The organism is Flavobacterium sp., assembly GCF_965277525.1.
Lineage (GTDB): Bacteria > Bacteroidota > Bacteroidia > Flavobacteriales > Flavobacteriaceae > Flavobacterium.
Genome location: NZ_CBDIDC010000009.1, coordinates 650,477 through 670,338, shown reverse-complemented (window position 1 = coordinate 670,338; position 19,862 = coordinate 650,477). Strand labels below are relative to the sequence as shown.

Below are 19,862 nucleotides of genomic sequence, written 5' to 3'. Positions count from 1 at the left end.
GTAAATAATTATTTTAAATATGAAACCACATAAAAAATTGAATTCATGGATTAAAAGTTTTGAATTCGTTAAAGAAATTTATTTAGCTACGAAGCAATTTCCTTCTGAGGAGAAATTTGGAGTTACTTCCCAAATTCGTAGAGCTTCAGTTTCTGTACCTGTCAATATTGCTGAAGGAGCAGCAAGAAAAGGAACAAAAGAGTTTATCCATTTTTTATATATTTCATTAGGTTCTTTATCAGAACTCGATACTTTAATTTTATTAAGCAAGGAATTAGATTTTTTCAATGAAAAAGAATGTGAACAATTGATTGAAAAATTAGATACCATTGGAAAACTTATTTATGGTTTAATTAAAAATCTTGAAAATCGTTTATAGGTTTTAATGAATTGTGAAAAGCGAGATGTAAAATGTAAAAACTGTATTAGTAGATCTTATGTTCTTCTCTCACTTTTCACATCTCACTTTTTACATTTTTCACATTGTAAAATATTCCGCTAAAGGTCCAAGTGCCAACGCAGGGAAGAATGATAAAGCGGCAATAATTGCGATTACAGCAAAAACCATAATTCCAAAAATAGAAGTGTCAGTTTTTAAAGTTCCGGCACTTTCAGGAATATATTTTTTATTCGCCAACAGTCCTGCAATAGCCAATGGCCCGATTATCGGAATAAAACGACTTAATAGTAATACAATTCCTGTAGTGATATTCCAGAACGGATTGTTATCTCCTAAACCTTCAAACCCCGAACCGTTATTGGCGGCACTAGAAGTATATTCGTATAACATTTCTGAAAACCCATGATGTCCGGGATTGTTCAGCCAGCCAGTTGCATTCCCGTTAAACCAATACCCCATTGCAGTGTCATGTGCAGTAAAATAAGAAGCTAAAGCTGTCCCGGATAAAATTAATAAAGGATGTAGAATCGCAATAAAAGCAGCAATTTTAACTTCCCGCGCTTCGATTTTCTTTCCTAAAAATTCAGGTGTTCGACCTACCATTAATCCGGAAATAAATACAGCCAGAATGATAAAGATGTAGAAGTTCAGAATCCCGACACCGCAACCGCCATAAAAAGCATTGACCATCATGGCAAGCAACTCCATAGCACCGGAAACGGGCATTGAACTATCGTGCATACTATTTACAGAACCTGTAGAAATTACCGTTGTAGCAATACTCCAGAAACCTGAAATAGCGGGACCAAACCGAACTTCTTTTCCTTCCATAGCTCCGTTTGTCTGTGCAATACCCATTCTTTCGATAGCAGGATTCCCATTAATTTCACTCATAACGGTTGGAACAACCAGTAATAAGAATCCAAGGGTCATCACTCCGAAAATTACGTAGGATAATTTCTTTTTCTTTAGATAAAAACCTAAGGCAAAAATCATCGCAAACGGGATAATTAATTGTGCCCATAATTCAACTGCATTCGTAAAATAAGTAGGGTTTTCTAATGGATGTGCCGAATTGGCGCCAAAGAAACCACCACCATTTGTACCTATATGTTTAATGGCAATAAATGCAGCAGCTGGTCCACGGGAAACTTCTACATGATCACCTTGTAAAGTAGTAATAGCGTCTTTACCCTCAAAAGTCATTGGCGAACCACTAAATACCAAAGCAGTAGCGACAATAGCCGAAAGTGGTAATAAAACACGGGTACAACTTTTGATAAAATAATTATAAAAGTTACCCAATTTATCGGTGGTTCTTTCTTTCATTGCAGTAAAAACCATTGCTGCAGCAGCCATTCCGACACCCGCAGAAACAAATTGCAGGAACATCAGGAATATTTGAGATAAATAAGAGACACCGCTTTCGCCTGAATAGTGCTGTAAATTACAGTTTACTATAAAAGAGATGGCTGTATTAAAGGCCAAATCCGGGCTCATCGATGGGTTGTTATCAGGATTTAAGAATAATGATCCCTGAAACAATAAGATAAAAAAGCAAAGAAAGAACCAAACCATATTGATGCTTAAAAGTGCTTTTAAGTGTTGTTTCCAGTTCATTTCTTCAGAGGAATTGATACCGCTGATTTTAAAAATAAGTTTTTCAATTGGATTGAAAATCGGGTCAAGAAATGTTTTATCACCCAAATAAACTTTAGCAATATATTTTCCTATCGGAATGGCTAAAACTATCGAAATGATAAAGATACTGATGACGCCAAGTAATTCTGTGTTCATAATTTTTTAAATTTTAGTGAAATGTCAGATGTGATTTGTAAAAGGGAGACCGACGTATAACATCTAACATCTCACTTATAACTTTTAACATCATTAAAATTTTTCGGGTTTGATTAATACATAAACCAAATAGCCAAAAACGGCAAGGGCAATAATAAATAGTGCAGTCATGATTAGATTTTTTCAAAAAATTCAACTGATTTAAAACAAATCGCAAACAGCAAAACGGCCAATGCGAGTAAAAGAAAAGTGATTAACATATTTAGATGATTTTAGAGTTCAGATTTTAGATTTAGGGCTTTTGCGATTAACCAATTAAATAGTTAACCAATTAAACATTTTACACGCCTGAAGTATTAACTTGTTTGATATATTCAGCTTTTAGTGTTTGAGGAAAAAGGTGTGAAATATTGCAGTGACGTACTTCCATAAAAGAAGAAACTGAGAAAACATACACATTAGAAATGGCATTTTTAGTTTCGATACTTCCGGTAATAAAGAGACGTTCAGCAAGGGCTAAGCACTTTTTTGCACGAACGATATTACCGGAAATAATAGATTTTTTAGTGATGTCGGCAAAACGTTCCGCTTGTTTGTAGATTGAGGTGACTTGATTTTTCATGAGAATGAATTTTTGTGTTCTCTCCTCTTATGCCAAAAGTCAGACCGAAAAAGTGCAGTAATAGGTAAGGTGTTGCCAATAAAGACGTTGAGGTTTCAGGCCAAAAAATAGGTATAAAAAAAGCCTATCAAAATGATAAGCTTTTATTGAAATGATAAGTATTAGGATTTTTTTTTTTTGAATTTTAAAAATCCTGGCGGGACTTCATATTTATAGAGAATGACCAATCGATGTTTATCAGAACCCCAGCGGGGTGACATATTTTTGGATTGTCTAGGTGTCGCTCCGCTGGAGCTTTTTATCATTAGGAATAAATGATTTATAAATATGACGCTTCTCTGAAGCTTTAAAAATTGAATTTGAAATTTACCTTTGATATTGGAATTTGCTATTGTATATTATATTCCTCCAATTTTCGATATAATGTAGCAATCCCAATTTCTAATAATCGGGCCGTTTCAGCTTTATTGCCCTTAGTATAATTTAAAACCTTCTGTATATGCAGTTTTTCAACACTTTGCATAGAGAAAGCCGACATTGATTTCGTAGCTTTTTCAGGCTGATGTTGCATTTCGTACGGCAAAACATCTGAAGTTAAAATGTTGCCGCTGCTTAATATGACCGATCTTTCGATCACATTTTTAAGTTCACGAATATTTCCCGGCCAGGAATAATTTTCTAATTTCTGAAGAAAATCATTAGCAACGTCTAAGTTTTTTTTATTGGTTTTCTCAGAAAATTGTTTAACAAATGAGTGGGTTAGTGGTGCAATATCTTTTATTCTTTCACGCAAAGGTGGAAGTGTAATTTCAAAAATATTCAAACGAAAATACAAGTCAGAACGAAAACGGTGTTCTTCGCTTTCTGTTTTTAAATCCCTGTTAGTAGCTGCAATTAATCTAAAATTTGATTTTTTGGGAGTGGTATCACCAATTGGGATATATTCGCTGGTTTCTAAAACACGTAATAGTTTAGCTTGTAGTTCAATTGGCATTTCTCCAATTTCGTCTAAGAATAAAGTTCCTCCATTAGCTTCTTCAATAAAACCTTTTTTATCTTTCAAAGCTCCGGTAAAAGCACCTTGTTTGTGACCAAACAATTCGCTTTCCAGAATTTCTTTGCTAAAAGTACTGCAATTTAAGGCAACAAAAGATTTACCAACACGATTACTGTTTTCGTGAATTGCTTGTGCAAAAACTTCTTTTCCGGTTCCGGTTTCGCCGGTAAGCAAAACGGTCGAGTCAGTTTTGGCCACTTTTTTAGCAAGATCAATAACCTGCTCAATTCCTTTAGATTTCCCAATGATAGTATTGAAAGAATATTTATCTCCAATACGTTTTTCGAGTTGTTCTACCTTTTTTTGCAAATGGGCTTTTTCAACGGCTTTGTACAAAAGCGGAATAATTTTATCGTTATCATCCCCTTTTACGATATAATCAAAAGCGCCGTTTTTCATCGCCTGAACACCATCTGGGATATTCCCGAAAGCCGTCAACAAAATAACTTCAATCAAAGGAAAGCTTCCTTTGATGTTTTGCAGAAAATCAACCCCATTTCCGTCAGGTAATTTTACATCACATAAAACGACATCAATATCAGTTTGCTCAAGCTTCTTAAAGCCCGATTTTAAATCTTTAGCTTCAATAACTTCAAAACCTTCTGATTTTATAATGCGTGCCAACAGACTTCTGAGTTTTTCTTCGTCGTCTATAATTAAAATTTTATGTGTCATCTGAGGAAAATTCTAGGATCGAAATTTATTTTTGAGATACAAATTTAGGTTTTAAATTATTCAACTTTTTTGATTCAATAGAAATTCTTGTGAAAAAATAATTTTATGATCATAAAGTTGTTACTTCTACGTATGAAACTAATTTTCAAGCTATCTAATGATGATATTTCCAATTTAATATAACATCATTAAAGTATTTAACACTGATAAATTTTATCATTCTATTAACATGAAAAAATTTAAGCTTTGTAGTAAATGAATTAATTTTGCATAAAAGCTACATTATATATGAAAGACTCAATTTCAATCTCAATATTAGAATTAGCTATCATTACACAAGATAGCAATGCAAGCGAAACATTTCAAAAAACAAAAGAAATAGCACAACTGGCAGATAATTTAGGTTACAAACGTTTTTGGCTGGCAGAACATCACAATATGGCGCACGTTGCTAGTTCGGCGACCGTAGTCTTAATTGGTTATATCGCCAGTCAGACCCAAAGCATCCGTGTTGGTTCAGGCGGAATCATGTTACCTAATCACTCTCCTTTAGTGGTAGCCGAGCAATTCGGAACATTAGAAACCCTTTACCCAAACCGAATCGATTTAGGATTAGGAAGAGCACCGGGAACAGATCAGCCAACTGCTGAAGCTATTCGAAAAGACTTTTTTGAGCAGGCACAACGTTTTCCTCAAAACGTAACCAAACTTCAGGATTACTTTTCTGCTGAAAATGCCACAGCAAAAGTGAGAGCTTTTCCGGCTGAAGGCACAAATGTTCCCATCTGGATTTTAGGTTCAAGTACAGAAAGTGCTGCACTTGCCGCTGCTTATGGATTACCGTATGCTTTCGCCGGACATTTTGCGCCACGCCAAATGATTCAGGCGTTTGAGTTTTACCGCGAAAACTTCCAGCCTTCAGATGTTTTAGATAAACCCAAAACAATGGCCTGCGTGAATATCATTGCAGCCGATACAAATGAAGAAGCCGAAAGATTATCTACAAGTTTGTACCAAATGTTTCTGAACTTGATTCGAGGCGATCGTAAAGGTTTGCAGCCTCCTGTAGATTCTCTGGATGACATCATGAGTGAAGAAGAGCGTTTCCATGTCAATCAAATGACTGCATGTACATTTACAGGAAACAAAGAGCAACTGATAACAGATCTTAAAAAATTCATCAACTACGCCAAAGTAGATGAGCTAATGGCGACAGGCCCAATTTTCGATCATCAGGCTAAACTCAAAAGCATCCATATCACAAAAGAAGTAATCGATAGTATAAACCAAGTACTATAATATTAAATATAGTTTTCCATTCCTATATATAAGGTATGATTTATATTCACAACCCGACAGGTTTCTAAAACCTGTCGGGTTTATTTTTACTACTTATATATAAGAAGGGTTTTTATTTAACGGAGAGAAAGAAGAGCTTATGAAATTAGGAATTTGAAGTTTTATGAGGAGCTATTTCCCGCTATCCACTCCAATCTTTTGTGCCGAACCCCGGCACAAAAGGATTTCCGTTTCTATCGGGGCTAGGGGAGCAGTTTGCGGAAGAGTTGTAGATGTATATAAGGTAAAAAGGCAAAGTTAGGATCTGTTCAAAGCTAGTAAACCCGGTAAACTCCACTTTTACGTTCTTTTCGAAGCAGATCCGGAGAAGCAAAACCTGGCGTCTTTGAGATAAAATCAGCCTAAGGCACTTAATGCTGAGAGAACTCAAAAAAAAACTGGCTTGTAAAAAACACCTAACCAGTAACTTATGAAAAATATCGAAAATAGTGGAGAAAAAGTATTGTTTAAGCCTGTAAAGAGTGTACTTTTGCACCCGCAACAACGATAGACGTTCACTGAAATACTGGCAGGCACAACGAATCAAAACTGAGAATTTATTTTCAAAAAAGATTTCAAAAAGCTTGCGAGATTTGAAAACAGATGTTACCTTTGCACCCCGCAAAATACGGAAAGTTCATTGATAGGCTGGTTGGGAGATGAGAAGAAAAGGAAAAGAAATTTTCTAAAAAAAAAACTTCAAAATTTACTTGCCGGTTAAAATAAATTTTCTACTTTTGCACCCGCTTTGAGAAACAAGCGAAATTGAAAAAGAAGACACGTTCGTAGACATATTGAATTGACAGCCGCTTTAACAGAGATGTTAGGGCAAAAGAATAAAGAGTAAGATAATCGAGAGATTAGAAAAGAACCGATAGAGACTGATTCGAATAACAATACGATCTGATGCAAATCAGATCAACAATATACGATGAAGAGTTTGATCCTGGCTCAGGATGAACGCTAGCGGCAGGCTTAACACATGCAAGTCGAGGGGTATAAGTCTTCGGATTTAGAGACCGGCGCACGGGTGCGTAACGCGTATGCAATCTACCTTTTACAGAGGGATAGCCCAGAGAAATTTGGATTAATACCTCATAGTATAGCAGTTTCGCATGAAACCACTATTAAAGTCACAACGGTAAAAGATGAGCATGCGTCCCATTAGCTAGTTGGTAAGGTAACGGCTTACCAAGGCTACGATGGGTAGGGGTCCTGAGAGGGAGATCCCCCACACTGGTACTGAGACACGGACCAGACTCCTACGGGAGGCAGCAGTGAGGAATATTGGACAATGGGCGCAAGCCTGATCCAGCCATGCCGCGTGCAGGATGACGGTCCTATGGATTGTAAACTGCTTTTATACGAGAAGAAACACTACTTCGTGAAGTAGCTTGACGGTATCGTAAGAATAAGGATCGGCTAACTCCGTGCCAGCAGCCGCGGTAATACGGAGGATCCAAGCGTTATCCGGAATCATTGGGTTTAAAGGGTCCGTAGGCGGTTTAATAAGTCAGTGGTGAAAGCCCATCGCTCAACGGTGGAACGGCCATTGATACTGTTAGACTTGAATTATTAGGAAGTAACTAGAATATGTAGTGTAGCGGTGAAATGCTTAGAGATTACATGGAATACCAATTGCGAAGGCAGGTTACTACTAATTGATTGACGCTGATGGACGAAAGCGTGGGTAGCGAACAGGATTAGATACCCTGGTAGTCCACGCCGTAAACGATGGATACTAGCTGTTGGAAGCAATTTCAGTGGCTAAGCGAAAGTGATAAGTATCCCACCTGGGGAGTACGTTCGCAAGAATGAAACTCAAAGGAATTGACGGGGGCCCGCACAAGCGGTGGAGCATGTGGTTTAATTCGATGATACGCGAGGAACCTTACCAAGGCTTAAATGTAGATTGACCGGTTTGGAAACAGATCTTTCGCAAGACAATTTACAAGGTGCTGCATGGTTGTCGTCAGCTCGTGCCGTGAGGTGTCAGGTTAAGTCCTATAACGAGCGCAACCCCTGTTGTTAGTTGCCAGCGAGTCAAGTCGGGAACTCTAACAAGACTGCCAGTGCAAACTGTGAGGAAGGTGGGGATGACGTCAAATCATCACGGCCCTTACGCCTTGGGCTACACACGTGCTACAATGGCCGGTACAGAGAGCAGCCACTGGGCGACCAGGAGCGAATCTATAAAACCGGTCACAGTTCGGATCGGAGTCTGCAACTCGACTCCGTGAAGCTGGAATCGCTAGTAATCGGATATCAGCCATGATCCGGTGAATACGTTCCCGGGCCTTGTACACACCGCCCGTCAAGCCATGGAAGCTGGGGGTGCCTGAAGTCGGTGACCGCAAGGAGCTGCCTAGGGTAAAACTGGTAACTAGGGCTAAGTCGTAACAAGGTAGCCGTACCGGAAGGTGCGGCTGGAACACCTCCTTTCTAGAGCCTCGAGTGTTAGCAGTAATGCACGCTGAGGAAAAAAGAAGAAGCTTTAAAGGTTTTGATTTTAAGACTATTTTACTCTTGCTGTTAGTTCAAATAATAAATTTTAAGAATAAGAGTGTCTCGTAGCTCAGCTGGTTAGAGTACTACACTGATAATGTAGGGGTCGACAGTTCGAGTCTGTCCGAGACAACTATTTTGCTCTTAAAAAAAGGAAATTCTGGAAGTTGGAATTCACCAAAAGAGATTAGAGAAGAATTCAAGAATCTAAAATCTGAATTCTACAATCTAAGATTGAAAAATGGGGGATTAGCTCAGCTGGCTAGAGCGCCTGCCTTGCACGCAGGAGGTCAACGGTTCGACTCCGTTATTCTCCACAAATTTAGTCGAAAGACTAAAGTCTGAAAGTCAAAAGTATGACTTTATGACCTTAGGCTTTACAACTTTCGACATAAATAAAGTTCATTGACATATTGAGATAAGAAAATAATAAAAAGTAGAAAGCGTTTTTTGTTATAAGTAGCAATACGAATAATAAAAGACAAAAAAAAACGGTCATATTAATTTATGATTGGTACAATAAGCAAAATAAGGGCGTATGGGGGATGCCTTGGCTCTCAGAGGCGATGAAAGGCGTGATAAGCTGCGAAAAGCTGCGGGGACGGGCACACACCGATTGATCCGCAGATACCTGAATGGGGCAACCCACTATGTTGAAGACATAGTACACCGATAGGTGGGCAAACCCGCTGAACTGAAACATCTAAGTAGGCGGAGGAGAAGAAAACAAAAGTGATTCCGTAAGTAGTGGCGAGCGAACGCGGATTAGCCCAAACCAATGATGTTACGGCATTGTTGGGGTTGTAGGACCACGATATTTTATGCATGCAGAACCGGAAGTTACTGGAAAGTGACACCATAGAGGGTGATAGTCCCGTACGGGTAATAAATGTAATAGATAGTGGTATCCTGAGTAGGGCGGGGCACGTGAAACCCTGTCTGAATTTGGCGGGACCATCCGCTAAGGCTAAATACTCCTGAGAGACCGATAGTGAACCAGTACCGTGAGGGAAAGGTGAAAAGAACCGTGAATAACGGAGTGAAATAGATCCTGAAACCATACGCTTACAAGCGGTCGGAGCCCTTTCGTGGGGTGACGGCGTGCCTTTTGCATAATGAGCCTACGAGTTAACGTTGCTGGCAAGGTTAAGTGGTTCAGCCACGGATCCGTAGCGAAAGCGAGTCTGAATAGGGCGCTTTAGTCAGTAGTGTTAGACGCGAAACCGTGTGATCTACCCATGGGCAGGATGAAGCTGTGGTAACACATAGTGGAGGTCCGAACCGGTTGACGTTGAAAAGTCTTCGGATGACCTGTGGGTAGGGGTGAAAGGCCAATCAAACTCGGAAATAGCTCGTACTCCCCGAAATGCATTTAGGTGCAGCGTTAGTTATAAAGTTATATAGAGGTAGAGCTACTGATTGGATGCGGGGGCTTCACCGCCTACCAATTCCTGACAAACTCCGAATGCTATATAATGTTCACTAACAGTGAGGGCTTGGGTGCTAAGGTCCAAGTCCGAGAGGGAAAGAACCCAGACCATCAGCTAAGGTCCCCAAATATATACTAAGTTGAAAGAACGAGGTTTGTCTGCCCAGACAGCTAGGATGTTGGCTTGGAAGCAGCCATTCATTTAAAGAGTGCGTAACAGCTCACTAGTCGAGCGGACGAGCATGGATAATAATCGGGCATAAGTATATTACCGAAGCTATGGATTTAGAGTTTACTCTAAGTGGTAGGGGAGCATTCTAACAGGGTTGAAGGTGTGTCGTAAGGCATGCTGGACTGGTTAGAAAAGAAAATGTAGGCATAAGTAACGATAATGCGGGCGAGAAACCCGCACACCGAAAAACTAAGGTTTCCACAGCTATGCTAATCAGCTGTGGGTTAGTCTGGTCCTAAGGCGAACCCGAAAGGGACAGTCGATGGCTAACGGGTTAATATTCCCGTACTACTAATTACTGTGATGGGGTGACGGAGTGATGAAAGCGCCGCGAACTGACGGAATAGTTCGTTGAAGTACCTACCTATAAGATGCGCAGGCAAATCCACGCGTCTTGGGGAAATACGATAGTACTCGGAGTCTTCGGACAAAGAGATAGTGCGCCTAAGGGCTTCCAAGAAAAACCTCTAAACTTCAGGTAATTAGTACCAGTACCGTAAACCGACACAGGTAGTTGAGGAGAGAATCCTAAGGTGCTCGAGAGATTCATGGCTAAGGAATTAGGCAAAATAGACCTGTAACTTCGGGAGAAAGGTCGCCAGCGCAAGCTGGCCGCAGTGAAGAGGTCCAGGCGACTGTTTATCAAAAACACAGGGCTCTGCAAAATCGTAAGATGAAGTATAGGGCCTGACACCTGCCCGGTGCTGGAAGGTTAAGAGGAGATGTTATCTTCGGAGAAGCATTGAATTGAAGCCCCAGTAAACGGCGGCCGTAACTATAACGGTCCTAAGGTAGCGAAATTCCTTGTCGGGTAAGTTCCGACCTGCACGAATGGTGTAACGATCTGGACACTGTCTCAGCCATGAGCTCGGTGAAATTGTAGTAACGGTGAAGATGCCGTTTACCCGCAGTGGGACGAAAAGACCCTGTGCACCTTTACTATAGCTTAGTATTGACCTTGGATAAATGATGTGTAGGATAGGTTGGAGACTGTGAAGTGGCGTCGCCAGGCGTTGTGGAGTCATTGTTGAAATACAACCCTTTGTTTATCTGAGGCCTAACCCCGTTTTGCGGGGGACATTGCTTGGTGGGTAGTTTGACTGGGGTGGTCGCCTCCAAAAGAGTAACGGAGGCTTCTAAAGGTTCCCTCAGTACGCTTGGTAACCGTGCGTAGAGTGCAATGGCATAAGGGAGCTTGACTGAGAGACATACAGGTCGATCAGGTACGAAAGTAGAGCATAGTGATCCGGTGGTTCCGCATGGAAGGGCCATCGCTCAAAGGATAAAAGGTACGCCGGGGATAACAGGCTGATCTCCCCCAAGAGCTCATATCGACGGGGGGGTTTGGCACCTCGATGTCGGCTCGTCACATCCTGGGGCTGGAGAAGGTCCCAAGGGTTGGGCTGTTCGCCCATTAAAGTGGCACGCGAGCTGGGTTCAGAACGTCGTGAGACAGTTCGGTCTCTATCTACTGTGGGCGTTAGAAATTTGAGTGGATCTGATTCTAGTACGAGAGGACCGAATTGGACAAACCTCTAGTGTATCTGTTGTTCCGCCAGGAGCATCGCAGAGTAGCTACGTTTGGAAGGGATAAGCGCTGAAAGCATATAAGCGCGAAACCCACCACAAGATGAGATTTCTTTTAAGGATCGTGGAAGATGACCACGTTGATAGGCTATAGATGTAAAGGCAGTAATGTCATAGTCGAGTAGTACTAATAATCCGTAAGCTTATGTACACCCTTTTCCCCACACTACGGTGTGGGGAAGAAACTTTCTAAAAATAGTAAATAAAAGTACTTTTCTTTATCTCAGTATGTTAAGATATTGTGTAATGTTGATTAGTTAAAGCTAGTTACCCATTGCAAAACGGCCTTAAGGTGGTTATTGCGGCGGGGCTCACCTCTTCCCATCCCGAACAGAGTAGTTAAGCCCGCCTGCGCAGATGGTACTGCAGTTATGTGGGAGAGTATGTCGTCGCCTTTCTTTTGAAAACCCTGTTCTAACGAACAGGGTTTTTTATTCTTTTTTTTACTTATCCTGTTATAAGTAAATTTATGGTACCTTAGCTCAGATGGTAGAGCAATGGACTGAAAATCCATGTGTCCCTGGTTCGATCCCTGGAGGTACCACATAATGCTCGGATGGTGAAATTGGTAGACACGCTGGACTTAAAATCCAGTGAACAGCAATGTTCGTGCGGGTTCAAGTCCCGCTCTGAGTACTAAAACTTCAATTGGCTTTGCTAATTGAAGTTTTTTTTTTGCTCAAAAATGAGAATTTTGTAATTGCTTAAATTCGGATCAATGCGATATTTCTATTTATCTCTGCTTGCGTTAGGGATGGGAGTGATATCCTTTTGCGAGACATTAGATTCTCTATTTACATTAAATGTCTTCTCGCAAAAGATTTAGCGGACAGCCCGACCCGGAGGGAAACGCCCATATTCTTTTATTAGTTGGATTTATTTGATGTGTCTTGTCTAAAATCTTAAATTTTTTCTTTATTGACATCATTTATAAACTCAATTACACCATTCATAAAGATTTTTTGATCGTCCCACATGGCGAGATGACTTCCATTTGGGCAGTATAAATAGCGTCCTTTTTTGACTAATTTACTTTGTTCTTCCATTGCTTTTGTATCCATTGTGTCATATTTGGCACCGATCATTAAGGTTGGCACTGTAATTTCGTGCAGGCGATTTTTGATATCCCATTTGGCTAAGCGGCCACTAATCCCAAATTCGCTTGGTCCCTGCATTATGGTGTAAATTTCACTATTAATATGTTTGCTGGCACGATTTAATCCGTCTGGCCAGTCTTTTAAGCGACATAAATGCTGTTGGTAATAATTTGGAATGAGTAATTCCATGTAACGTGGATTATTAAAGTCTTTTTTTGCTTCCAGTACCCTGATTTCAGCTAATACTTCCGGTTTCATCTGTTTGGCTAGTACTTCGTCAGCATATTTTCCGTAATCCGGTGCGCTTGCCATCATGTTTGCCACCAATAACCCTTTCATGTTTTGTTGGTATTTTAAGGCATATTCCATAGCGAGTATTCCACCCCACGAGTTTCCTAGTACATAAAAATTGTTTTTATCTGCTCCAATCGCTTTGCGTACTTGTTCAACTTCTTCTACAAAACGTTCTGTGGTCCACAAACTGCTATCTTTTGGCTGATCGCTGTAATACGATCCTAATTGGTCGTATTCATAAAATTCAAATCCTTCGCGTTGAAAGAAAGTTTCAAAACACTCCATATATTCATGTGTCATTGCAGGACCTCCATGTAATAGCAGGACCTTAATTTTAGCATTATTGCCGAAACGTTTGGTCCATACTTTAAATTCTCCTACGGGAGTTTTTATCGGAATCATTTTTACTCCTGCCGATTCTACTTCACTATTTTCCTGATAAGTGAAATAGTTGGAAAGTGTTGTAGATTTGATTTCATTTTTACAGGAAACAGTTAGAATAGTAATAATCAAAATGGCGAGATAACGCATGTGTTTTTATTTAAGGTTATTTATAAAGTTTGGTTTTCAGATTTAAACGGTTTATTATTTTTCTGAACAGGAGATAAATAAGTGTAAACATCGAAATCAGCATTATTGAAATTGAAACTGCTTACTTTATGCATTCCCATTTTTTGATGTGCTTTTAGGGATGGGAGATTATCACTTTTAATAAACAAAATTCCTTCCCGATTAGGTTCTAATTTTAAGAGTTCCTGAAACATAAGTTGCGCCAATCCTTTTCCACGCTGATGCTCACTCACGCAAATGGGGCCATAAATATAGGAGTCCGGAGAGCCGGCATAAGATGCTGACATGGCATCGACAATGGGAACCTGGCGTTTATTGTTTACAGTTTGTGATGTTGTCAATAAAAAACCAACGATTTCATGGTTAATAGTGGCTATAATTTGTGGCATATCGGACATCATTTCCTGAATTTGATGCGCTGTTAACCCACCGGATAATGTCCCGCCCTGGGAAGTTTGATTGGCCGTTTGCAGTTTTATTATTGCATCTACATCATTAATACTGGCTACTTTTATAGTAATAGATTTTGTCATAACTTTTTTAATTGTAATGAGTTACAATATAAGAAAACTTATTTTTAATATAATAAAGCTTTCTTAAATTGATTTGAATGTATTTTACTTGTTGTAAATTAGTGAAAGAAAATTACTAATTTTAAATAATAACATCATGAAAAAAATAATGATAATTGCTGTATTATTGCTTGGTTTTGCAATATCGGCTAATGCACAGAAAAAAATTGAAATTACTGAATTGCCAAAACCGGCCCAGGATTTTTTGAAAAAACACTTTGGCAATAGCGCAATAGATGTGGTAAAAAAAGATGCTGAACATGGTGAAAAAGGATATGAAGTGAAGTTAAAAGACGGAACAGAAATAGAGTTCTGGAAAGACGGTTCGTATCGTGAGGTAGATGGAGGTAAAAAAGCGATTCCTACTGCTTTTATTCCCGCATCTGTAAAAGAATATGTAGCAAAAAATCATCCCAATGAAAAAATAACGCACATCGACTACGGACACAAGGATCTTGATGTCGATTTAACAAACAATATTGATTTGGAATTTACCAAAGAAGGTAAAATCTTAAAGGATAAAATGGATAAATAAAAGATTAATTACCCTGTAAAAAATGGCTCTGTCTTATTTATGCTTTAGATATGAAGGAGTACAGAGGCTTTTTTTTTATTTAAAAACTGCTTTTTGGGGAAAGATTATCTTGTCTTAAAATAGTTTATATTTACATCTCATATTATTGATTTCATGGAAGAAAATAAACATGTAACGATTTACGATATTGCGGAGCGATTAAATCTTGCTACATCGACTATTTCGCGGGCTTTGAAGGATCATCACACTATAAGTGATAAAACGATCAAGAAAGTAAAAAAAACGGCAGAGGAAATGGGTTTTGTGCCCAATACTTTGGCTGCAGGTCTGCGCGGTAATAAAACCAAAACGATCGGTGTTTTAATCCCAACCGTTACTCAACCGTTTTTGTCTTCTTTGATTAGCGGTATCGAAATTACAGCTCAAAAATCAGATTATACGGTCATTATTATGCAATCGCACGATTCGTATTTCGAAGAGGTGAATATGGCCAAGTCATTGTATAGCAACAGAGTGAGTGGTGTTATTTGTTCTTTGGCTATGGAAACCAGAGATACCGCGCATTTTCAGCAATTTACCAATAATAATATTCCACTTGTATTTGTAGACAGGGTTCCTAAGGATTACCATACTTTCAGGGTCGTTATCGATAATTATTCTGCAGGGTATAAAGCAACCAAACATCTTATCGAACAAGGTTGTATTCGTATTGCACATTTGACAGCCGGATCAGAATTTGGAAATCTTTACAACGAGAGAAAAAGAGGTTACATAGAAGCTTTAAAAGATCATAATTTGCCTATAGATGAAGAATTAATTATTAATTTGAAATCAGTTACTTATGAAGAAGGAGTAAGGGCGAGCAATCAATTGTTTGATCTCGATCCAATTCCCGATGGGCTTTTTGCACCTGGAGATATTATTGCGGTTAGTGCTGTACAAACGGCAAAAAAGAGAGGGATCAAAGTACCGGATGAAATCGCTATTATTGGTTTTAATAATGACCCAATTTCTCAAATAATCGACCCTAATATTTCGACGATTACCCATCCTGCTGAAAAAATGGGAAAAGCTGCGGCTGAAATTATCATCAAAAATTTAAAATCTCAAAAAAGTGATGATGCGAAGGAAATCACTTTCTTAAATACAGAAGTCCTCGCTCGTGAATCTTCGGATAAAAAGAAATCTTTAGAGACAGCAACGAAATAATAATATGCATACCATTGTACTTCCGGACGAATTGAGTTTTGAAAATTCTCAGCTTGTTCAGGTTTTTGATTATAAAAGTTCGAAAGAAATTGCTAAACAGCAAATCATTTTAAATCAAAACATTTTTAGTTTTTTAATTGAAGGTGCTAAAGAAGTTATTTTTGATGATTCAGCGCTATCAATAGATAATTCCAGATTTCTTGTGATGAAATCAGGGAATTGTCTGATGACTGAAAAACTTTCTGATGGCTCGAATTACAGAAGCGTGGTTTTGTTTTTTGCAAATGAGGCTGTGTCCAGATTTATTCGGAAAATTGAATGGAATAAAACAGAATCAAGCGTATCTAAATCAGTTTATGCTTTTAAGTATGATGAATTTATAAAGCGTTTTGTAGATAGTTTACTGGACATTTCAAAACTTTCAAGACAGATCCAAAAGAAAATGTTGGAAGTTAAGTTTGAGGAAATAATGTTCTACCTGACAGAAAAGTACGGAACTGAGTTGCTCTATTCTTTAACTATAAACAGCGACAATGCTACACAAAAGTTTATTCAGATTATTGAAAATAGTCACCTGAATAAATTGACTTTAAAAGAGTTGGCTTTTTTATGCAATATGAGTGTGTCAACATTTAAAAGAGAATTTGAAAAACATTATTCAGAATCACCAATAAAGTGGTTTCAAAATAAAAGACTCGAATTTGCACATTATTTACTGCAACAGGAACAAAAAAATCCATCTGAAGTTTATTTTGAAGCAGGTTACGAAAATTTGTCAAGCTTTACACAGGCGTACAAATCAAAATATGGCGTAACGCCAAAACACCACCAGAAGATTTGAGCTTCCGGCCATAGTTTTTGAACTTTCCCCTACAGTTTCTTTTGCCTTAGTGCATCTAAATTTGCTTAAAATTTTAATTCAAAGTAAAATGAAAAGAGTAAATTTAATTTTGGTGTTGTCCTTAATTTTTACCACCACAATTTTTGGACAAAAAACTTTTACGTTAGCCAGTAAAGATTTAGGAGGCGAAGCTTCTAAAATTCAGGAATTCAACGGATTTGGTTGTTCGGGAGAAAATCAATCGCCGCAATTGTCATGGAAAAATGCTCCCGAAGGAACAAAAAGTTTTGCCATAACGATGTATGATCCTGATGCACCAACCGGAAGCGGATTTTGGCATTGGGTGGTATTTGACATTCCTGCAAACGTAAATGAATTGGTCACCAATGCGGGAGCGAAGAGTAATTTAATTCCTAAAGGAGCTGTTCAGAGTATTACAGATTACGGTATTAAAGGATTTGGGGGACCTTGCCCGCCTGTAGGTCACGGATTTCATGGGTACATCATAACGGTTTATGCACTTAAAACAGATAAACTGGGAACGGATGAAAATACAAATCCTGCTGTTGTAGGTTTTAATCTTTGGAACCAGACATTAGCAAAAGCCAGTATTGTAGTGTATTACAAGCGATAAAAGTCAAATTGATATTGTCATTGTTTCAGGATTCTCAATCTTGAATTTCACCATGCTAAAGCAGGATAGTTTTTTAAATTATCCTGCTTTTATTTGTTATAAAATTTTTTTTTTGAAAAAAAGACAAATAAAATTTTTTTCTTAAATAACAATCCTATATTTTTACGCAACCGATTGCAATTATTGTTTTATTTATAATAATGTATTTTTTAGATTAAAATTTTATCAAATACTTTTATTAAGATATAAAAACATTGATTCTTCCGAATGAGTTTTTAAAGAATTAAATTTATAGTAAATGACTTCATTACGATTTGTTTTCTGGTTTCTTATAATTTCCTTTTCAGCTTTTGCTCAAAAGGATTATAAATTATGGCTTCAATACGATAAGATGCAAAATGCGGTAATTGCCTCAGAATATAAAAAGAATCTTCAGGGAATTGTTTCGTTGGGAAGTTCTGAAACTTCTAAAATCGCTTTAGCTGAATTAGAAACGGGAATATCGAATATGTTGGGAAATAAACCTGAAATTCGATCAGTAATAAATGGAGAGAATAATTTAATTGTGGGTTCTCAAGCAGCTTTAAATTCAGATTTGAAAAAAGTACTTGTATCTGATTTCGACAAAATAAACAATGAAGGTTTTATTATTAAATCTATTTCATTAAAAAATAAAAACCAAATTGTCATTACCGGAAAAAATGATGTTGGGGTTTTGTATGGAGTTTATAGTTTTCTGCGATTGATTGAGACGAATAAATCACTCAGAAATTTAAACATTGCTGATTCTCCTAAAATAAACCTTAGGGTCTTAAATCATTGGGATAATTTAGACCGGACTGTCGAGCGTGGTTATGCTGGCTTCTCTTTATGGAATTGGCAAAAATTACCTGATTTTATAGACCAGCGTTATATTGATTATGCCAGAGCAAATGCCTCCATCGGGATTAACGGAACAGTTCTGACGAATGTAAACGCCAATGCTTTGATTTTGACGCCGCAATATTTAGAGAAAGTAGAAGCGTTGGCCAATGTGTTTCGACCATACGGAATCAAAGTGTATTTGACCGCTCGTTTTTCGGCGCCAATTGAAATTGGAGGTTTAAAAACAGCAGATCCAAAAGAGGTTGCAGTTGCCAATTGGTGGAAAGAGAAAGCAAAAGAAATCTATAAAAGAATTCCTGATTTTGGAGGGTTTCTGGTAAAAGCAAATTCTGAAGGACAGCCCGGACCTCAAAATTACGGAAGAGATCATGTCGATGGTGCCAATATGCTGGCGGATGCTGTTGCGCCTTTTGGCGGCGTAATTATGTGGAGGGCTTTTGTATATTCTGAACATGATGCAAATGACAGAGCGAAACAGGCCTACTCCGAATTTCAGCCTTATGACGGAAAATTTAAAGAGAATGTAATTGTTCAGGTAAAAAATGGAGCGATAGATTTTCAGCCCAGAGAGCCTTTTCATCCGTTGTTTGGGGCGATGAAAAAAACACCAATGATGATGGAATTTCAGATTACACAGGAATATTTGGGTTTTAGCACACATTTGGTTTATTTACCAAAATTATTTCAGGAAGTTTTAGAAGCAGATACTTACCAAAAGGGTAAAGGGGCTACGGTTGCCAAAGTGATTGATGGCTCTTTAAGTTCGCAGAAGCTTACCGGAATTGCGGGAGTTTCGAATATAGGTAATGATCTCAACTGGACCGGTCATCCTTTTGCGCAGGCAAATTGGTACGGCTTTGGGAGATTGGCCTGGGATCCGTATTTAGATTCAGAAATGATTGCTGACGAATGGTTGAGATCTACTTTTTCGAATAATGAAAATTTCGTTAAGCCTGTTAAGGAAATGATGATCACATCAAGAGAAGCAGTTGTAAATTATATGACACCTCTTGGTTTACATCATATTATGGATACGGGACATCATTATGGTCCGGGACCCTGGGTTTCTGATTTATCGAGACCGGAATGGAATCCAACGTATTATCACAAAGCGGATAAAAACGGAATTGGTTTTGACCGGTCAAAAACAGGAACTAATGCTACCGCACAATATGCTACAGAAGTAGCGGATATTTTTGATAATACTGAAACTTGCCCTGAAATAGATTTATTATGGTTTCATCATCTTTCCTGGGATTATAAGCTGAAAAATGGTCAGACGCTTTGGAACGGTATGGCTTTAAAATATCAGGAAGGCGTCAATCAGGTTCAGCAAATGCAAAATATCTGGAATAAAACTGAAAAATATATTGATAACGAACGTTTCAAAGAAGTACAAATGCTACTGAAAATTCAGTATAAGGAAGCAAAATGGTGGCGCGATGCCTGTTTGTTGTATTTTCAGCAATATTCGGGTAAAGAATTGCCGGCAGGAGTAGAGCAGCCAACACAAACATTAGAGTATTTTAAATCATTAAAATTTCCGTTTGCACCTGGAAATTAATTTATATAATAGAAAATAA

The 19,862-nt window shown here is 38.3% G+C and carries 13 protein-coding genes, 4 tRNA genes and 3 rRNA genes; 14 read left to right on the top strand and 6 right to left on the bottom strand.

Annotated elements, in window-relative coordinates; genetic code table 11:
* Nucleotides 1–19: 19 nt before the first annotated feature.
* A complete protein-coding gene (locus ACQY44_RS19855; RefSeq protein ID WP_428232022.1) occupies nucleotides 20–379 on the top strand; it encodes a four helix bundle protein in 360 nt (119 codons plus the stop codon).
* A gap of 99 nt (nucleotides 380–478) precedes the next feature.
* On the opposite strand, the gene kdpA is transcribed toward ACQY44_RS19855, so the two are convergent.
* From kdpA to ACQY44_RS19835, 4 genes are all read right to left on the bottom strand, one after another.
* Nucleotides 479–2,197, bottom strand: coding sequence for a potassium-transporting ATPase subunit KdpA (gene kdpA, locus ACQY44_RS19850; RefSeq protein WP_428232021.1), 1,719 nt, complete (start codon nucleotides 2,195–2,197; stop codon nucleotides 479–481).
* A gap of 93 nt (nucleotides 2,198–2,290) precedes the next feature.
* Complete coding sequence (kdpF, locus tag ACQY44_RS19845; protein WP_016362011.1) at nucleotides 2,291–2,368, bottom strand: K(+)-transporting ATPase subunit F; 78 nt, start codon at nucleotides 2,366–2,368, stop codon at nucleotides 2,291–2,293.
* Between the two features lie 169 nt (nucleotides 2,369–2,537).
* Nucleotides 2,538–2,819, bottom strand: coding sequence for a DUF7674 family protein (locus ACQY44_RS19840; protein WP_230035759.1), 282 nt, complete (start codon nucleotides 2,817–2,819; stop codon nucleotides 2,538–2,540).
* 388 nt (nucleotides 2,820–3,207) lie between these two features.
* Nucleotides 3,208–4,551, bottom strand: coding sequence for a sigma-54-dependent transcriptional regulator (locus ACQY44_RS19835; protein ID WP_428232020.1), 1,344 nt, complete (start codon nucleotides 4,549–4,551; stop codon nucleotides 3,208–3,210).
* A 288-nt stretch (nucleotides 4,552–4,839) separates the two neighbouring features.
* Between ACQY44_RS19835 and ACQY44_RS19830 the strand changes: the two genes are divergently transcribed.
* The 8 genes from ACQY44_RS19830 (at nucleotide 4,840) to ACQY44_RS19795 (ending at nucleotide 12,278) form a co-directional block, all read left to right on the top strand.
* Nucleotides 4,840–5,850, top strand: coding sequence for an LLM class flavin-dependent oxidoreductase (locus tag ACQY44_RS19830; RefSeq protein WP_428232019.1), 1,011 nt, complete (start codon nucleotides 4,840–4,842; stop codon nucleotides 5,848–5,850).
* Between the two features lie 967 nt (nucleotides 5,851–6,817).
* Nucleotides 6,818–8,331 (top strand): 16S ribosomal RNA (locus ACQY44_RS19825).
* 122 nt (nucleotides 8,332–8,453) lie between these two features.
* Nucleotides 8,454–8,527, top strand: a tRNA-Ile gene (locus ACQY44_RS19820).
* A 110-nt stretch (nucleotides 8,528–8,637) separates the two neighbouring features.
* Nucleotides 8,638–8,711 (top strand) — tRNA-Ala (locus ACQY44_RS19815).
* 200 nt (nucleotides 8,712–8,911) lie between these two features.
* Nucleotides 8,912–11,793, top strand: a 23S ribosomal RNA gene (locus ACQY44_RS19810).
* Between the two features lie 137 nt (nucleotides 11,794–11,930).
* Nucleotides 11,931–12,040: ribosomal RNA gene (gene rrf / locus ACQY44_RS19805) — 5S ribosomal RNA — on the top strand.
* Together the 16S, 23S and 5S rRNA genes with 4 tRNA genes alongside form the textbook arrangement of a ribosomal RNA operon.
* 73 nt (nucleotides 12,041–12,113) lie before the next feature.
* Nucleotides 12,114–12,186, top strand: a tRNA-Phe gene (locus tag ACQY44_RS19800).
* A gap of 6 nt (nucleotides 12,187–12,192) precedes the next feature.
* Nucleotides 12,193–12,278, top strand: a tRNA-Leu gene (locus ACQY44_RS19795).
* 266 nt (nucleotides 12,279–12,544) lie between these two features.
* Here the strand turns inward: ACQY44_RS19795 and ACQY44_RS19790 are convergent.
* Complete coding sequence (locus ACQY44_RS19790) at nucleotides 12,545–13,564, bottom strand: proline-specific peptidase family protein (RefSeq protein WP_428232018.1); 1,020 nt, start codon at nucleotides 13,562–13,564, stop codon at nucleotides 12,545–12,547.
* A 20-nt stretch (nucleotides 13,565–13,584) separates the two neighbouring features.
* Nucleotides 13,585–14,136 (bottom strand): N-acetyltransferase family protein, encoded by a 552-nt coding sequence (locus ACQY44_RS19785; protein WP_428232017.1) that lies wholly within the window; start codon nucleotides 14,134–14,136, stop codon nucleotides 13,585–13,587.
* 136 nt (nucleotides 14,137–14,272) lie between these two features.
* On the opposite strand from ACQY44_RS19785, the gene ACQY44_RS19780 reads away from it, so the two are divergent.
* The 5 genes from ACQY44_RS19780 to ACQY44_RS19760 all read left to right on the top strand — a co-directional run bounded on the left by ACQY44_RS19780 (nucleotide 14,273) and on the right by ACQY44_RS19760 (nucleotide 19,843).
* Nucleotides 14,273–14,710 carry a PepSY-like domain-containing protein gene (locus tag ACQY44_RS19780; RefSeq protein ID WP_428232016.1) on the top strand — a complete coding sequence of 146 codons (438 nt, stop codon included), beginning with the start codon at nucleotides 14,273–14,275 and terminating at the stop codon, nucleotides 14,708–14,710.
* Nucleotides 14,711–14,863: 153 nt separating this feature from the next.
* The gene (locus ACQY44_RS19775) at nucleotides 14,864–15,919 is read left to right on the top strand and encodes a LacI family DNA-binding transcriptional regulator (protein ID WP_428232015.1); all 1,056 of its coding nucleotides are present in this window, start codon (nucleotides 14,864–14,866) and stop codon (nucleotides 15,917–15,919) included.
* A 4-nt stretch (nucleotides 15,920–15,923) separates the two neighbouring features.
* Complete coding sequence (locus ACQY44_RS19770; RefSeq protein WP_428232014.1) at nucleotides 15,924–16,760, top strand: helix-turn-helix domain-containing protein; 837 nt, start codon at nucleotides 15,924–15,926, stop codon at nucleotides 16,758–16,760.
* A gap of 88 nt (nucleotides 16,761–16,848) precedes the next feature.
* Entirely contained in the window at nucleotides 16,849–17,394 is a 546-nt protein-coding gene (locus ACQY44_RS19765) for a YbhB/YbcL family Raf kinase inhibitor-like protein (protein WP_428232013.1), read from the top strand.
* Nucleotides 17,395–17,692: 298 nt separating this feature from the next.
* The gene (locus tag ACQY44_RS19760; protein WP_428232012.1) at nucleotides 17,693–19,843 is read left to right on the top strand and encodes an alpha-glucuronidase family glycosyl hydrolase; all 2,151 of its coding nucleotides are present in this window, start codon (nucleotides 17,693–17,695) and stop codon (nucleotides 19,841–19,843) included.
* The last annotated feature ends 19 nt before the right edge of the window (nucleotides 19,844–19,862 follow it).

Coding starts and splice junctions, on each gene's coding strand:
- kdpF (WP_016362011.1), bottom strand. CDS start 2,368: ATGACTGCACTATTTATTATTGCCCTTGCCGTTTTTGGCTATTTGGTT.
- ACQY44_RS19765 (WP_428232013.1), top strand. CDS start 16,849: ATGAAAAGAGTAAATTTAATTTTGGTGTTGTCCTTAATTTTTACCACC.
- ACQY44_RS19790 (WP_428232018.1), bottom strand. CDS start 13,564: ATGCGTTATCTCGCCATTTTGATTATTACTATTCTAACTGTTTCCTGT.
- kdpA (WP_428232021.1), bottom strand. CDS start 2,197: ATGAACACAGAATTACTTGGCGTCATCAGTATCTTTATCATTTCGATA.
- ACQY44_RS19855 (WP_428232022.1), top strand. CDS start 20: ATGAAACCACATAAAAAATTGAATTCATGGATTAAAAGTTTTGAATTC.
- ACQY44_RS19780 (WP_428232016.1), top strand. CDS start 14,273: ATGAAAAAAATAATGATAATTGCTGTATTATTGCTTGGTTTTGCAATA.
- ACQY44_RS19760 (WP_428232012.1), top strand. CDS start 17,693: ATGACTTCATTACGATTTGTTTTCTGGTTTCTTATAATTTCCTTTTCA.
- ACQY44_RS19835 (WP_428232020.1), bottom strand. CDS start 4,551: ATGACACATAAAATTTTAATTATAGACGACGAAGAAAAACTCAGAAGT.
- ACQY44_RS19775 (WP_428232015.1), top strand. CDS start 14,864: ATGGAAGAAAATAAACATGTAACGATTTACGATATTGCGGAGCGATTA.
- ACQY44_RS19785 (WP_428232017.1), bottom strand. CDS start 14,136: ATGACAAAATCTATTACTATAAAAGTAGCCAGTATTAATGATGTAGAT.
- ACQY44_RS19830 (WP_428232019.1), top strand. CDS start 4,840: ATGAAAGACTCAATTTCAATCTCAATATTAGAATTAGCTATCATTACA.
- ACQY44_RS19770 (WP_428232014.1), top strand. CDS start 15,924: ATGCATACCATTGTACTTCCGGACGAATTGAGTTTTGAAAATTCTCAG.
- ACQY44_RS19840 (WP_230035759.1), bottom strand. CDS start 2,819: ATGAAAAATCAAGTCACCTCAATCTACAAACAAGCGGAACGTTTTGCC.